The organism is Cupriavidus sp. 05T41 (assembly GCF_056396525.1).
Genome location: NZ_JBFTLQ010000010.1, coordinates 126,223 through 140,018 on the forward strand (window position 1 = coordinate 126,223; position 13,796 = coordinate 140,018).

A 13,796-nucleotide genomic window follows, 5' to 3' on the forward strand; every position below is an offset into this window, starting at 1 on the left:
AAGGGCCTGGTACGCCGCCCCGGGACAGGGCCACGCCCGGCGCGGGCGACCCTGCCGGCGGATTACGGCAAGCGCGGCGGCCGCCTTTGCTGCCCGATCCCCGGAACAGGCAAGGCGCCATCGCATTCGTTGGTATACTTCGTCGCCATGATAGCTAATTTCAATGCGGATCGAGCACTTCGGCTTGCTCGCGAGACCCTCCAGATCGAAGCAGACGCCGTTGCCGCCCTTGCGGGCCGCCTGGACGGCGAATTCGCGCATGCCGTGCAGCTCACGCTGGAGTGCAGCGGCCGCGTGGTGGTGTCGGGCATCGGCAAGTCCGGGCATATCGGCCGCAAGGTGGCCGCTACGCTGGCGTCGACCGGCACGCCCTCGTTCTTCGTGCATCCTGCCGAGGCCAGCCACGGCGACCTCGGCATGGTCACGCGCGACGACGTGCTGATCGCCTTCTCCAATTCCGGCGAGACCGCCGAGCTGCTGTCGATCCTGCCGATCGTCAAGCGCATCGGCGCCAAGCTGATCTCGGTGACCGGCAATCCCGGCTCCACGCTGGCCAAGATGGCCGACGCCCACCTCAATGCCGGCGTCGAGAAGGAAGCTTGCCCGCTCAACCTGGCGCCGACCGCCAGCACCACCGCCGCGCTGGCGATGGGCGACGCGCTGGCGGTGGCGGTGCTCGACGCGCGCGGCTTCGGCGAGGAAGACTTCGCCCGCTCGCACCCGGGCGGCGCGCTCGGGCGCAAGCTCCTGACCCATGTGCGCGATGTCATGCGCAGCGGCAACGCGGTGCCCAAGGTGCGCGAAAGCACACCGCTGGCACAGGCGCTGATGGAAATCACGCGCAAGGGCATGGCCATGACCGCCGTGGTGGATCCGGACGATCACCTGATCGGCGTGTTCACCGACGGCGACCTGCGCCGCCTGCTGGAGACCCCCCGCGACTGGAAGACGGTGCCGATCAGCGAGGTCATGCACCGCGCGCCACACGCCGTGGGCCCGGACCAGCTGGCCGTGGAAGCGGTGCAGGTGATGGAGGCGAACCGCATCAACCAGATGCTGGTGGTCGACGCCGAGCACCGCCTGGTCGGCGCGCTGCATATCCACGACCTGACCCGCGCCAAGGTCATCTGAGGGCGGCCACAGCATATGCGGGATCTCCTGTCCTCCGTGAGCCGGCTCGGAATGCGGCTGCTGCCACTGCTGCTGATGGCGCTGGTGGCGGGCAGCACTTTCTGGCTGGTGCAGGTCAACTCGCCGCGCGAAGCCGCCACCGGCCCGGTCGGCAAGAAGCACGAGCCGGATTACTACATGATCCATTTTTCCGCCACGGAGCTTGCCGAGGACGGAAACACCAAGATGCGCTTCACCGGCGACAAGATGACCCACTTCGAGGACGACCAGACCTACGAAGTGACGCGCCCGGCCATGCGCGCCTATGAGATTGACCGCCCGCCGGTGACCGGCCACTCCGACCGCGGCACCATGAATGCCGAGGGCTCGGTGGTGGACCTGTTCGGCAACGCGCTGATCGTGCGCGCGCAGGGGCCCGATCCCGCCAAGGATCCGCAGATGACCGCTGCGTCCGAGTACTTCCAGGTGCTGGTCAACGACGACATCGTCAAGACCGACAAGGCCGTCAAGCTCACGCGCGGCCCGTCGGTGATGACCGCCAACGGCCTGATCTTCAACAACGTCACCCGCGAAGTACAATTGCTGGGTAACGTACACGGCACCATCATTACGGGGCCGCCGGCCAGCGCCGCGAAGCAGCCCTGACGAAGCCTGACGCGCCGCGCCCGGAAACAGCCAAGAAACGAAGCCGCCCGCGGGCCAGAGCCGCCCGCGCCAACCGCCACCACGCCAATATGAATCCATTCCTGACGACATCGTCCTGTCGCCGTCGCAGCACGGCTGCCCTGCTGACGCTGGCAGCCATGCTCGGCCTTGCGCTGGCCGCGCCCGCCCGCGCCGAGAAGGCCGACCGCGACAAGCCACTGGTGCTGGAGGCGGACAATGCCAGCTACGACGACGTCAAGCAGGTGTACGTACTGACCGGCAACGTGGTGCTGACCAAGGGCACCATGGTGCTGAAGTCCGATGCGGCCGAAGTGCGCACCGACCCCGAGGGCTACCAGTACGCCGTGGCCACCTCGAAGGCAGGCAAGCAGGCCTATATCCGCCAGAAGCGCGACAACGTCGACGAATACATCGACGGCTGGGGCGACCGCATCGAGTCCGACGGCAAGCAGGAAATCTCCAAGCTGATCGGCCGCGCCCGCATGGCGCGCCTGGCCGGCGCCAAGCTGGTCGACGAGATCCGCGGTGCCGTGATCACCTACGACAGCCGCAACGAGTTCTACACGGCCACCGGCGGCGCCGAGAACGCCACGGCAGGCAGCCCGTCCGGACGCGTGCGCGCGGTGCTCTCGCCGCGCCAGGAGCAGCCCGCCAGCGGCGCCGCCGCCAGTCCGCTGCCGCTCAAGCCGGCCCCTGCCCCCGCCAACCCCTGACGCCGGCGCGCAGCAGCGCCGCCCGATCCACGGATTCAGCCTTCATGACCGCTACCCAAACCGAACCGTCCCAGCCCAACGTCCTGACCGAGAGCAGCACCCTGGTCGTGCGCCACCTGAAGAAGCGCTACGGCTCGCGCACGGTGGTCAAGGACGTGTCGCTCGACGTGAAGAGCGGCGAGGTGGTCGGGCTGCTGGGTCCCAACGGCGCGGGCAAGACCACTTCGTTCTACATGATCGTCGGGCTGGTGGCGCTGGACGAAGGCGACATCGTGCTCGACGACAAGCACATCAGCGGCCTCGCCATCCACGAGCGCGCGCGCATGGGCCTGTCCTACCTGCCGCAGGAAGCCTCGGTGTTCCGCAAGCTCAACGTGCAGGAGAACATCCGCGCCGTGCTCGAGTTGCAGGTGCACGACGGCAAGCCGCTGTCCAAGGCGGATATCGAGCGACGCCTGGACTCGCTGCTCGACGACCTGCAGATCGCCCACCTGCGCGAGAATCCGGCGCTGTCGCTGTCCGGTGGCGAGCGCCGCCGCGTGGAAATCGCCCGTGCGCTGGCTTCCGCGCCGCGCTTCATCCTGCTCGACGAACCGTTCGCCGGCGTGGACCCGATCGCGGTGGGCGAAATCCAGCGCATCGTCAGCTTCCTCAAGGCACGCAACATCGGCGTGCTCATCACGGACCACAACGTGCGCGAGACGCTTGGCATCTGCGACCACGCGTATATCATCAGCGAAGGCACCGTGCTGGCGTCAGGCCAGCCCGAAGACATCATTGCCAACGAATCGGTGCGCAAGGTCTACCTGGGCGAGAACTTCCGCATGTAACGCGGGGCGCGGCCTACTGCCGCGCAGCCGGGATATTCGCGGCCAGGCGGCGTTCATGTCGCCTTTCATCCTGCAAACGATCACGGCGGCATCAGCGATAGCAATTTCCGTTCCAACGGCATGGAAGTTGCGCATAAAATAGGTCGCATGAAACCGTCGCTACAGCTCCGCCTCTCGCAGCATCTCGCGCTTACGCCGCAACTCCAGCAGTCGATCCGGCTGCTGCAACTGTCCACGCTCGAACTGCAGCAGGAAGTTGAGCAAGCGCTCACCGAGAACCCCCTGCTCGAACGCGAAAACGACTGGATCGAAAGCCCGCTGCGCGTGGGTGCCGATGGCTCCGTCAACCTGCAGAGCGCGCCCGCGCCTGCGCCCGCCGATGGCCAGGGCACCAGCGAGAACCGCCCCGACGGCGCCGCCGATGGCGACGACAACTACGCCGACAGCGGCGAGGATTACGGCAGCGACTGGAGCCTCGACGACTTTGCCCGCCGCCCGCAGGGCGACGAGGACGAAAAGACGCCGATGCAGCTGCGTGACGCCGAGCCGACGCTGCGCGAGCACCTGATGGAGCAACTCGCGCCGCTGAAGATTTCCATGCGCGACAAAGGGCTCGCGATCTTCCTGGTCGAGTCGCTGGACGACGACGGATACCTTAGCGCTTCGCTCGAGGAGATCTGCGCCGAACTGCCCGAGGAACTCGAGTTCGAGATCGACGAGGTACACGCCGTCCTGACCCTGCTGCAGAGCTTCGACCCGGCCGGCGTAGGTGCGCGCAACGCCGCCGAATGCCTGGCGCTGCAACTGCGCCGGCTCACCCATCCGCAGCGCGAACTGGCCCTGACCATCGTCACCAGCCACCTGGAGCTGCTCGCGGTGCGCGACTACACGCGCCTGAAGAAAGCGCTGCAGGTCGACGAGGCCGACCTCAAGGCCGCGCACGAACTGATCCGCTCGCTCGCCCCGTATCCCGGCCATGCCTATAGCCGCCCCGAGGCGGATTTCGTGGTGCCGGATGTTTTCGTGCGAAAAATGAGCGGCGGCTGGATCGCGCAACTCAATCCGGATGTGATGCCGCGGCTACGCATCAACGATATGTACGCGCAGATTTTGCGCGGTGCAAAAGGCGATTCAGGGGCTGCCGGACTGCAGCAAAAATTGCAGGAAGCACGCTGGTTGATCAAGAATATCCAGCAGCGCTTCGACACCATATTGCGCGTCGCACAAGCGATTGTCGAACGTCAAAAGAACTTCTTCACCCACGGGGAAATTGCGATGCGCCCCTTGGTTTTGCGGGAGATTGCCGATACACTGGGTCTACACGAGTCCACCATCTCTCGGGTGACAACCAATAAATACATGGCAACGCCGATGGGGACTTTCGAGCTGAAGTATTTCTTCGGCAGTCACGTATCCACAGAAACCGGCGGCGCGGCCTCTTCAACGGCAATTCGAGCGTTGATCAAGCAACTCATAGGAGCCGAAGATCCCAGGAATCCCCTGTCGGATAGCAGGATCGCCGAACTGCTCGGCGAGCAAGGCTTCGTGGTGGCGCGCCGTACCGTCGCCAAGTACCGCGAGGCGCTGAAAATCCCTGCCGTAAATCTCCGCAAGTCTTTGTAGCCGAGTTGCATCGCCTGCCTGATGCAACTCTTTCAGAAGGAGAAACGCTATGAACTTCAAGATCAGTGGACACCACTTGGACATCACGCCCCCGCTGCGTGAGTACGTGGAAACGAAACTGGAGCGTATCGTCAGGCATTTCGATCAAGTCATTGGCGTAAGTGTGCTGCTATCTGTCGACAATACAAAAGAAAAGGACCGGCGGCAGTACGCGGAAATCAATCTACATCTCAAGGGCAAGGACATCTTTGTCGAAGCGCATCACGAAGACCTGTATGCCGCTATCGACGCGCTAGTCGACAAGCTCGACCGGCAGGTGATTCGCCACAAGGATCGCGTGCAAAGCCACGACCGCGAAGCGGTCAAGTATCAATTGGCCGCAGCGCAGATGCAGCAATGACCGTGCCTGGCGGCCCACCTAGGGGGCCGTCGGTGTCAGTCCCTTGAAACCAGAACAAGCCGCGCCCGATGCGCGGCTTTTTTGCGCACATTTTTGTGGCGTTCTCCCGCATTTACGGCCGGTATCGAATCACGCAAGGGGATTCCGCAAGGCCACGCTCCCGGTGTATGCTGTGCAATACATAAGCAATAGCGCGGCAATTTTTCCGTGCGCGCGGCACCGCTTCCGCGCATCGGCTATTGCAATGCACAAGGCGGGGGCGGGCCTGCTCTATAATGGCCAGACGCCCGACACCGGCATGGGATAACCGGTGAAACGAGGGCACGAGCCTTTCTATCCCCTTTGCCTGGTGCGGCCCTCTCCTGGCCACGGGCCTGCTTACTAGAAAAACCTGCGCATTCCACATGAATCGTTTGGCTAAATTGCTGCCACCCGGCAACATCAACCTCGACGTCAGCGTCACCAGCAAGAAGCGGGTGTTCGAACAGGCCGGGCTCCTCTTCGAGAACAACCATGGCGTAGCGCGCGCTACCGTGACCGACAACCTGTTCGCCCGCGAATCGCTGGGCTCGACCGGCCTCGGAGCCGGGGTTGCCATTCCGCACGGTCGCATCAAGGGCCTCAAGCAGCCCCTGGCCGCCTTCATGCGCCTGGGCGAGCCGATCCCCTTCGAGTCGCCTGACGGCAAGCCGGTGTCGCTGCTGATCTTCCTGCTCGTGCCCGAACAGGCTACCCAGCAGCACCTGGAGATCCTTTCCGAGATTGCCCAGCTGCTGTCCGACCGCGAAATGCGCGAAGGACTCGCTACCCTGCCCACTCCCGATGCCGTGCACCAGTTGCTGACGCAATGGCATCCCTGACCCGCCGGGGCAAGCCCTGCCCGGCCAACAGGGCCGTTGCCTCCCCGGCCTGAAAGCCTGTCCCCCGAAAGCACCGCATGGAACTCACTGGCGTCACCTCGCAGTCGATCTTCGACGACAACGCAGCCGACATCAAACTCTCCTGGGTCGCTGGCCTGGAAGGGGCCGACCGGGCCTTCGACGTTGAGTTCGCGCGTGAAGCCACGTCCGCCGCCGATCTCGTCGGGCACTTGAACCTGATCCACCCGAACCGGATCCAGGTGCTCGGCAAACCCGAAATCACCTATTACCAGCGTCTCGACGACGAAATGCGCAAACGCCAGATGGGCGAGCTGATCCTGCTCGAGCCGCCCTTCCTGGTGATCGCGGACGGCATGGAGCCACCCCCCGACCTGGAACTGCGCTGCACGCGCTCGTCCACGCCCCTGTTCACCACGCCGGTATCCTCGGCCGCGGTCATCGACCACCTGCGGCTCTATCTGTCGCGGATTTCCGCGCCGCGCGTGACCATGCACGGCGTGTTCCTCGACATCCTCGGCATGGGCGTGCTGATCATGGGCGAGTCGGGTCTGGGCAAGAGCGAACTAGGCCTGGAACTGATCTCGCGCGGACACGGACTGGTGGCCGACGATGCGGTGGACTTCGTGCGCCTGGGGCCTGACTTCATCGAAGGCCGCTGCCCGCCGCTGCTGCAGAACCTGCTCGAAGTGCGCGGACTGGGCCTGCTCGACATCAAGACCATCTTCGGCGAGACTGCGGTGCGCCGGAAAATGAAGATGAAGCTGGTGGTGCAGCTGGTGCGGCGCAACGATGGCGAGTTCGAGCGCCTGCCGCTGGATTCCCAATACCTCGACGTGCTTGGCCTGCCGATCCACATGGTCAAGATCCAGGTGGCGGCCGGCCGAAATCTCGCCGTGCTGGTCGAGGCCGCCGTGCGCAACACTATCCTGCGCCTGCGCGGCATCGATACGCTGCGTGATTTCATGGACCGCCAGCGTGCCGCGATGCAGGCCGATGTCGCTTCGCGCGGCCAGGGCCGCCTGCTCTGACAAGCGGTTTCTGCGCCACTTTTCGTTTGCTTATATTGCTGCAAGCATGAAGAAGGGCGACGAGCGCAAGGCATTCATGAAGGAATGCCTGTCCAAGTAACAAGGGTCGCCCTTTCGTGGACGCATGTGCAAATGGCGAACTCCGGTTCGTCATTTTTTATGAGGCCCGCCCGTCACGATACCGTCATGACGGCGTCATCGCCTGATGTTATGCTTGTGACGCTATGCGCATCATACTTATCACCGGAATTTCCGGCTCCGGCAAATCCGTCGCCCTGAACGTACTGGAAGACGCAGGCTATTACTGCGTCGACAACCTGCCGGCCCAGTTCATCCCGGAACTGGCGCGCTACCTGGCCGCCCAGGGCTATACCCACCTCGGCGTCGCCACCGATATCCGCAGCCGCGAATCGCTGGACCAGTTGCCCGGCACGCTGCGCGACCTCGCCGCGGAGCACGAGGTCCGCGTAGTCTTCCTGACGGCCAATACCGATGCGCTGGTACAGCGCTACTCAGAGACCCGCCGGCGGCACCCGCTGTCGATGCGCATCGACAAGGCCGGCCTGCCCGCCGCCACGGGCGACGATGCGGGCAATGCACCCGATGCCGATGCGCCGCTCAACGACACTTCGCTGATCGAAGCGATCGAGATGGAGCGCGAGCTGCTCAGCCCCCTGGCGGAAGCCGCGCACCGCATCGATACCAGCAATGTGCGCACCAACACCCTGCGCGCGTGGATCAAGGAGTTCGTGCGGGACGACGACCTGCGGCTCACGCTGCTGTTCGAATCATTCGGCTTCAAGCACGGCGTGCCCAGCGACGCGGACATGGTGTTCGATGTGCGCTCGCTGCCGAATCCTTACTACGACCTCGCGCTGCGGCCGCTGACCGGGCGCGACGAGCCGGTGATCGATTTCCTGCAGAGCCAGCCGATGGTGCTGGCGATGGCCGAGGATATCCGCGCCTACGTCGAAAAGTGGCTGCCGAGTTTCATCGCCGACAACCGCAGCTACCTGACCGTGGCCATCGGCTGCACCGGCGGCCAGCATCGTTCGGTGTACATCGCCGAAAGACTTGCCAACTATTTCCGCGCGCATGGTAATGTGCTGGTGAGACACCGCGAGCTCGCGCCGGGCGGCTGACATGCCGCGACGCCAGGCTCCGCGGTCCCCGCCCGGGCCGCCGGTGTCCGGCATCGCTGCCCGGGCGCAACCTTTGCTGGCTCAGCATGTCCTCACGCGCCACGCCCACCGCTCCCGGCCCGTCGACCTCGCCGTCCTCATCCGCTACGCCGGCGCCGCCCCGGCTGGATAGCCTGCCGCTGTTTCCGCTGCACACCGTTCTGTTCCCCGATGGCCTGCTGCCACTGCGCGTGTTCGAGGCGCGCTACGTGGACATGGTGCGTGCCTGCATGCGCGACCGCACACCCTTCGGCGTGTGCCTGATCGCCAGCGGCAGCGAGGTCGCGCATCCCGGCGAGCCCACCATGCCGGAGACGGTCGGCTGCCTTGCGGATATCGTCGATTGCAATATGGAGCAGCTCGGCGTGCTGCTGATCAGCACGCGCGGGCGGCAGCGCTTCCAGCTGCTCAGCCACAGCGTGCGCGAAGACGGCCTGATGGTGGGCCAGGCCAGATTGCTGCCTGCGGACATCATCGACTGCAAGCTCGAATTGCTGGGCGAATGCCTGACCGTGCTACGCCGCATCGTCAGCTCGCTGCACGCCGAGCATCCCGGCAAGCTGCCCTTCAGCGAGCCTTTCCTGTGGGACGACCCGAGCTGGGTGGCGAACCGCCTGTGCGAACTGCTGCCGGTACCGCTCAAGGCGAAGCAGATGCTGATGGCCCTGCCCGATGCGGGGATGCGGATCGAGATCGTCCACAAATACATGCACCAACACCACATCCTCTAGGAAGGTTCAGGAAGGTTCAGGAAGGGACGAGCAAATCTGCTGCGCAAGCGGTGGCAGGCACTGTGGTGCTCGCCGTACCCATCTACGGCCGCGCTCCTCGCACCTGCCGCCTGCCACCTGCCGCCCGCTGCGATCTCTTCACCCTTGCTGACCCACCCTTAGAACAAGCCTCCCCGCGCTTGCGTTTCCAGCAGCTTGCGTACCGGTGCGGGAGTGCCGACTTCATCCAGGTCGTCGAGCGAGATCCAGCGCAGCGCCGGGCCGTCGCCGCTATCGCGCACGGCCAGCGCGCCGCTCATGTCGACGCGGATGGCGCGGATGAGCAGGCGAAAGTGGGTGAAGACGTGGGTGAGCTCGCCGACCATCGCGGCGCGGTCCGGGGTTCCGAATTCGCGGGCGCGTTCGAGCGCCGCGTCTTCGGCCTGCTCGGCATCGAAGGGCACGGTGTCGACCGGCATTTCAGGCAGGCTCCACAATCCACCCCAGATGCCGCTGTCCGGGCGCAGCGCCAGCAGGACCTCGCGGCGGCGCCGCACCAGCAGCATCACGGTGCTGCGCTCGGGGATGGCGGCGCGCGGCTTGGGCGTGGGCAGCACGGCAGTCAGGCCGTCGCGGCGCGCCACGCAGTCCGCCGACAGCGGGCACGACTGCGCCGCGCCCAGGCATGCAGGCTTGCCGCGCGAGCAGACCGTGGCGCCGAGATCCATCAGGCCCTGGGTGTAGGACACCATATCCTCGGACTGCGCAGGTCCCTCGGCCGGCAACACTTCGCCCGCCAGCTGCCACATGCGGGTCTCGACCGCCTTGACGCCGGGATGTCCGTGAATGCCGAAGAACCTGGCGAACACGCGCTTGACGTTGCCATCCAGGATCGGCGATCGCACGCCGGCGCTGAACGCGGCCACCGCGGCCGCGGTGGAGCGGCCGATGCCGGGCAGCGTCACCAGTACCTCCGGATCGGTCGGGAACGCGCCGCCGTGCTCGCTCATCACGGCCTTGGCGCAGCGATGCAGGTTGCGCGCGCGCGAGTAATAGCCGAGCCCGGCCCACAGGGCCATCACCTCATCGGCGCTCGCGGCGGCAAGCGCGGCGACCGTGGGAAGGCGGCTTACAAAACGCTGGAAGTACTCGATCACCGCGCTGACCTGGGTCTGCTGCAGCATGATCTCGGACAGCCAGATGCGATAGGGATCGCGTGTGTTCTGCCACGGCAGGTCATGGCGCCCGTGCACGCGCTGCCACGCCACCACGCGGGCGGCAAAGTCGGCGCACGGCGGGGCTACGGCGGCGGGAGTATCAACAGGCAGGGCGGCGGACTTGCGGGGCATCGGAGACGTGACGGGAAAGGCGGCGGCGCCGGGAGCGGCGGCGCGTCATGATACCGCCTCCCGCGCCACGGCCCCGCCGTGCCTGTGCCCTGCCTCAGGCCGCAACCGCCCGCGCCGGGGCGGCGCTGCCCTCCGAGCCCAGGATCTGCCCGGCGAACGATTCGATCCGTCCGCTGCGGTCGTCAAGGCCGTTGAGCACTTCCTCGAGCTGCGCGATGCGGCTCTCGAGCGTGTCGGTGGCTTCGTGGATGCGCTCGATCGAATCGACCCGGCGGCGCAGCTGCTTCTGGTGCTCGCGCACCTGCGCCTCCAGCGGCGTCATCACCGACTTGAGCCAGATCTCGATATCGCGGTTGAGGTCGCGGAAGGTCTCCAGCACGCGGCTGGAGATGGTGGAGAACGCGCTCTGCACCAGCTGCGGGCGCGAACGCGTCAGCATGCTCATGGCGCCGAAGTGCGTATTGGCCAGTGTCAGCGTCAGCTGCAGTTCGCTGATATAGCGCGCGGTGACGAACTGGATCGGCGCCGGCAGCGTGAAGCCATGCTCCGCATTGAAGCGGCGGTACATGCTTTCGGTGAGCTGATGGAGCTGGACGATCTTCTGGTCGGCCTCGCTCACCAGTTCGCCGAGCCGCGCGAACAGGCTGTCCATGTCTTCGCGCAGGCCGCGCGAGAAGAACCTTTCCTTCATCTGCTCGCGCCGGTCGCGCATGGTGCGACGCACGTCGCGCAGCTGCAGGCTCTTGATGATGTCGGCGCTGTGCCGCCCGAACACCAGCCGCAGGGCCTGGAACTTGGCGATGCTCTGCTCGAACTCTTCCTTCTCGGACTGCACGCGCGAGAGCATGTGCTTGACCATTGCGTGGTTCTTGCCGCGCAGGCCGCGCAGCTCGAACAACTGCTCGACGATGCTGCGGCGGCGGCTTTGCAGCAGCTGCTGCGCGCCGCGCGCCATCTCCTCCACGGAGCGCTGCACCTGGTCGGCGACGATCTCGCGCCGCTGCGGGATCAACTGGTCCGACAGCACGTGTTCGAACTGCGGCAGGCCGCTGCGCGCAAGCAGGTCGTCGTCGTGCGTCACCTTGGCGACCAGCCCCTTCTGCGCCGACACCGGATAGACGCGCGATTCGTCGATGCCCAGCACCTGCGCGCTGGTGGTGACCTGGCGCGTGATCTCCGCCGCGGTCTCGGACGGCGTCTTGAGCGGGTCCCACAGGCCGTCGATCTTGTTGAGCACCGCCAGGCAACCCTTGCGGTGGCCGGCGCTGACATGGCTGCGCCAGAGCTCGAGGTCGCTCTTGGTCACGCCCGCGTCGGCTGCGAGCATGAACACCACCACATGCGCATCCGGGATCAGGCGCAGCGTCAGCTCCGGCTCGGTACCGATGGCGTTCAGCCCCGGCGTGTCGAGGATCACCAGGCCCTGGCGCAGCAGCGGATGCGGGAAGTTGATCACCGCATGGCGCCAGCGCGAAATCTCCACCATGCCGTCGGCGTCGAGCGCGTACGCGGCGTCGGGGTCCTTGTCGTTGTACAGGCCCAGCGATTCGGCCATCTCGCGCGTGACGCGGCTGGTCTCGATCACGTGGCGGAAGGCGGCGAGCATGCCGTCGGGCGACGACGGATCGAGCGGCACGGTATGCCAGTGCGAATCGACGTCGAGGAAGTCGGCGGTGGAGGCTTCCTGCATGCGCGTCTCGATCGGCAGCAGGCGTATGCAGGGCGCCTCGCTCTCGTCGTAGCGCAGCTCCGTCGGGCACATGGTGGTGCGCCCGGCCGACGACGGCAGGATGCGCCGGCCGTAGTCGGCAAAGAAGATGGCGTTGATCAGTTCGCTCTTGCCGCGCGAGAACTCAGCAATGAAGGCAACCTTGAGCCGGTCACTCTTGAGCACGCCCTGGATGCGCTGCACGCGTTCGTCAGCCTGCGCATCGTAGAGATCGTGCTGCTGCAGCCACGAGCGGAATTCAGCCAGGGAATCGAGTACCCCGGTTCTCCAGGCACCGTATTGTTCGAATTGATGGACGAGGGTTGTCATTGGTACTGGGATCTTGAGCGCTGAGCCCCGCGGCAGCGCCAGGTGCCACGCGCAGGAATCTACGCCGGCTCGCGCCAGGACGGGGGCTGTGGATGCTGTAACACTTTTTTACGTTCTCGACGATACAGGTTTCCCAAGCACTTTTGTGAAATTCGAAGCGCCTGTGCGCGCCCGGTGTTGCGCCGGCCCATCGGGCGCGCGCAACATACTCCGGAAGGTAACAAAGAGCCACTTTTACGTGGCGTTGCTCCGCGCGCCCTGCCGCGGCGAGCCGCATGCCGTTCAACGCTGGCAGGTCGGGCAATAGAAGGTGGAGCGCTGCCCCTGGACGATCTGGCGGATGGTGGTGCCGCATACCCGGCATGGATGACCGGCGCGGTCGTACACGGCGCAGTCCAGCTGGAAGTAGCCGCTGCTGCCGTCGCTGCCGACGAAGTCGCGCAGGGTGCTGCCGCCGCGCTCGATGGCGCGTGCGAGCGTGTCCCGCACGGCCGCCGCGAGCCGCTCGCAGCGCGCCAGCGACAGCCGGCCGGCCGGCGTGGTGGGACGGATGCCGGCGGCGAACAGGCTTTCCGACGCGTAGATATTGCCCACGCCGACCACGATGTCGCCGGCCAGCAGCACCGTCTTGATGGCTGCGCTGCGCCCGCGGCCGTGGCGATAGAGCCAGCTCCCGTCGAAACGCTCGTCGAACGGCTCGATGCCGAGCCCGCGCAGCAGCGGATGCGTGTTCAGCGCGGCCTCTTCCAGCGGGCTCCACAGCACCGCACCAAAACGGCGCGGGTCGCGAAAGCGCAGCACGAGCGAGTCAGCCCCGCCCGGCGCAAGCGGGTCGGCAAGGACCAGGTCGAGATGATCGTGCGCCCCCGGCGAGGGCGCCTGCGGCAGCACACGCAAGGTGCCGGTCATGCCAAGGTGGATCAGCAGCCAGCCGCGGTCGCCGGCGGGCGCCGGGGCAACTGCGTGCGCTCCTGCGTGCTCCGCCGCCAAAGTACTGTCCGCGGCGGCGCGCACGCATTCCAGCAGCAGGTACTTGCCGCGCCGCTCGATGCGCGCGATCACGCGTCCGGCCAGTTGCGCCTCCAGGCCGGCTTCCACCGGCCAGCGCAAGCCGCGATGACGAACCACCACCTCGGCGATGCGCCGTCCCACCACATGCGGCAGCAAGCCGCGCCGGGTCACTTCGACCTCCGGCAACTCAGGCATCGAACCTCTCCCTTGCGCGCCACTCAAACCGCCAGAGACC

The 13,796-nt window shown here is 66.0% G+C and carries 14 protein-coding genes; 11 read left to right on the forward strand and 3 right to left on the reverse strand.

The genetic code is table 11. The features are described 5' to 3' along the window. The first annotated feature begins 147 nt into the window (after positions 1-147). The 11 genes from AC1DKV_RS08515 to AC1DKV_RS08565 all read left to right on the forward strand — a co-directional run bounded on the left by AC1DKV_RS08515 (position 148) and on the right by AC1DKV_RS08565 (position 9,184). The gene (locus AC1DKV_RS08515; RefSeq protein ID WP_441613707.1) at positions 148-1,131 is read left to right on the forward strand and encodes a KpsF/GutQ family sugar-phosphate isomerase; all 984 of its coding nucleotides are present in this window, start codon (positions 148-150) and stop codon (positions 1,129-1,131) included. Positions 1,132-1,146: 15 nt separating this feature from the next. Next, complete coding sequence (gene lptC / locus AC1DKV_RS08520; protein WP_441613708.1) at positions 1,147-1,776, forward strand: LPS export ABC transporter periplasmic protein LptC; 630 nt, start codon at positions 1,147-1,149, stop codon at positions 1,774-1,776. Between the two features lie 89 nt (positions 1,777-1,865). Beyond that, on the forward strand, positions 1,866-2,510 hold the full coding sequence (gene lptA / locus AC1DKV_RS08525) for a lipopolysaccharide transport periplasmic protein LptA (protein WP_441613709.1): 645 nt from the start codon (positions 1,866-1,868) through the stop codon (positions 2,508-2,510). 44 nt (positions 2,511-2,554) lie between these two features. After that, the gene (gene lptB / locus AC1DKV_RS08530) at positions 2,555-3,340 is read left to right on the forward strand and encodes an LPS export ABC transporter ATP-binding protein (protein WP_441613710.1); all 786 of its coding nucleotides are present in this window, start codon (positions 2,555-2,557) and stop codon (positions 3,338-3,340) included. A gap of 147 nt (positions 3,341-3,487) precedes the next feature. Continuing rightward, positions 3,488-4,963, forward strand: a complete 1,476-nt coding sequence (locus AC1DKV_RS08535; RefSeq protein WP_441613711.1) for an RNA polymerase factor sigma-54 — start codon at positions 3,488-3,490, stop codon at positions 4,961-4,963. A 49-nt stretch (positions 4,964-5,012) separates the two neighbouring features. Then, positions 5,013-5,363 (forward strand): ribosome hibernation-promoting factor, HPF/YfiA family, encoded by a 351-nt coding sequence (gene hpf, locus AC1DKV_RS08540; RefSeq protein ID WP_441613712.1) that lies wholly within the window; start codon positions 5,013-5,015, stop codon positions 5,361-5,363. 404 nt (positions 5,364-5,767) lie between these two features. Continuing rightward, the gene (ptsN, locus tag AC1DKV_RS08545; RefSeq protein WP_441613713.1) at positions 5,768-6,223 is read left to right on the forward strand and encodes a PTS IIA-like nitrogen regulatory protein PtsN; all 456 of its coding nucleotides are present in this window, start codon (positions 5,768-5,770) and stop codon (positions 6,221-6,223) included. A gap of 77 nt (positions 6,224-6,300) precedes the next feature. Beyond that, complete coding sequence (gene hprK / locus AC1DKV_RS08550; protein ID WP_017230420.1) at positions 6,301-7,272, forward strand: HPr(Ser) kinase/phosphatase; 972 nt, start codon at positions 6,301-6,303, stop codon at positions 7,270-7,272. Further along, positions 7,238-7,372: a PsiF family protein gene (locus AC1DKV_RS08555; RefSeq protein ID WP_441649690.1), complete on the forward strand. Its 135-nt coding sequence runs from the start codon at positions 7,238-7,240 to the stop codon at positions 7,370-7,372. The genes hprK and AC1DKV_RS08555 overlap by 35 nt, the downstream gene beginning before the upstream one ends. Before the next feature lie 124 nt (positions 7,373-7,496). Beyond that, positions 7,497-8,414 carry an RNase adapter RapZ gene (rapZ, locus tag AC1DKV_RS08560; protein WP_441649691.1) on the forward strand — a complete coding sequence of 306 codons (918 nt, stop codon included), beginning with the start codon at positions 7,497-7,499 and terminating at the stop codon, positions 8,412-8,414. Between the two features lie 86 nt (positions 8,415-8,500). Continuing rightward, positions 8,501-9,184, forward strand: a complete 684-nt coding sequence (locus AC1DKV_RS08565) for an LON peptidase substrate-binding domain-containing protein (protein ID WP_441613715.1) — start codon at positions 8,501-8,503, stop codon at positions 9,182-9,184. 158 nt (positions 9,185-9,342) lie between these two features. On the opposite strand, the gene mutY is transcribed toward AC1DKV_RS08565, so the two are convergent. From mutY to mutM, 3 genes are all read right to left on the reverse strand, one after another. Beyond that, a complete protein-coding gene (gene mutY / locus AC1DKV_RS08570; protein WP_441649692.1) occupies positions 9,343-10,512 on the reverse strand; it encodes an A/G-specific adenine glycosylase in 1,170 nt (389 codons plus the stop codon). Positions 10,513-10,606: 94 nt separating this feature from the next. Then, positions 10,607-12,550 carry a dynamin family protein gene (locus AC1DKV_RS08575; RefSeq protein ID WP_441649693.1) on the reverse strand — a complete coding sequence of 648 codons (1,944 nt, stop codon included), beginning with the start codon at positions 12,548-12,550 and terminating at the stop codon, positions 10,607-10,609. Positions 12,551-12,832: 282 nt separating this feature from the next. Then, on the reverse strand, positions 12,833-13,756 hold the full coding sequence (gene mutM, locus AC1DKV_RS08580) for a bifunctional DNA-formamidopyrimidine glycosylase/DNA-(apurinic or apyrimidinic site) lyase (protein ID WP_441613718.1): 924 nt from the start codon (positions 13,754-13,756) through the stop codon (positions 12,833-12,835). Positions 13,757-13,796 lie beyond the last annotated feature (40 nt).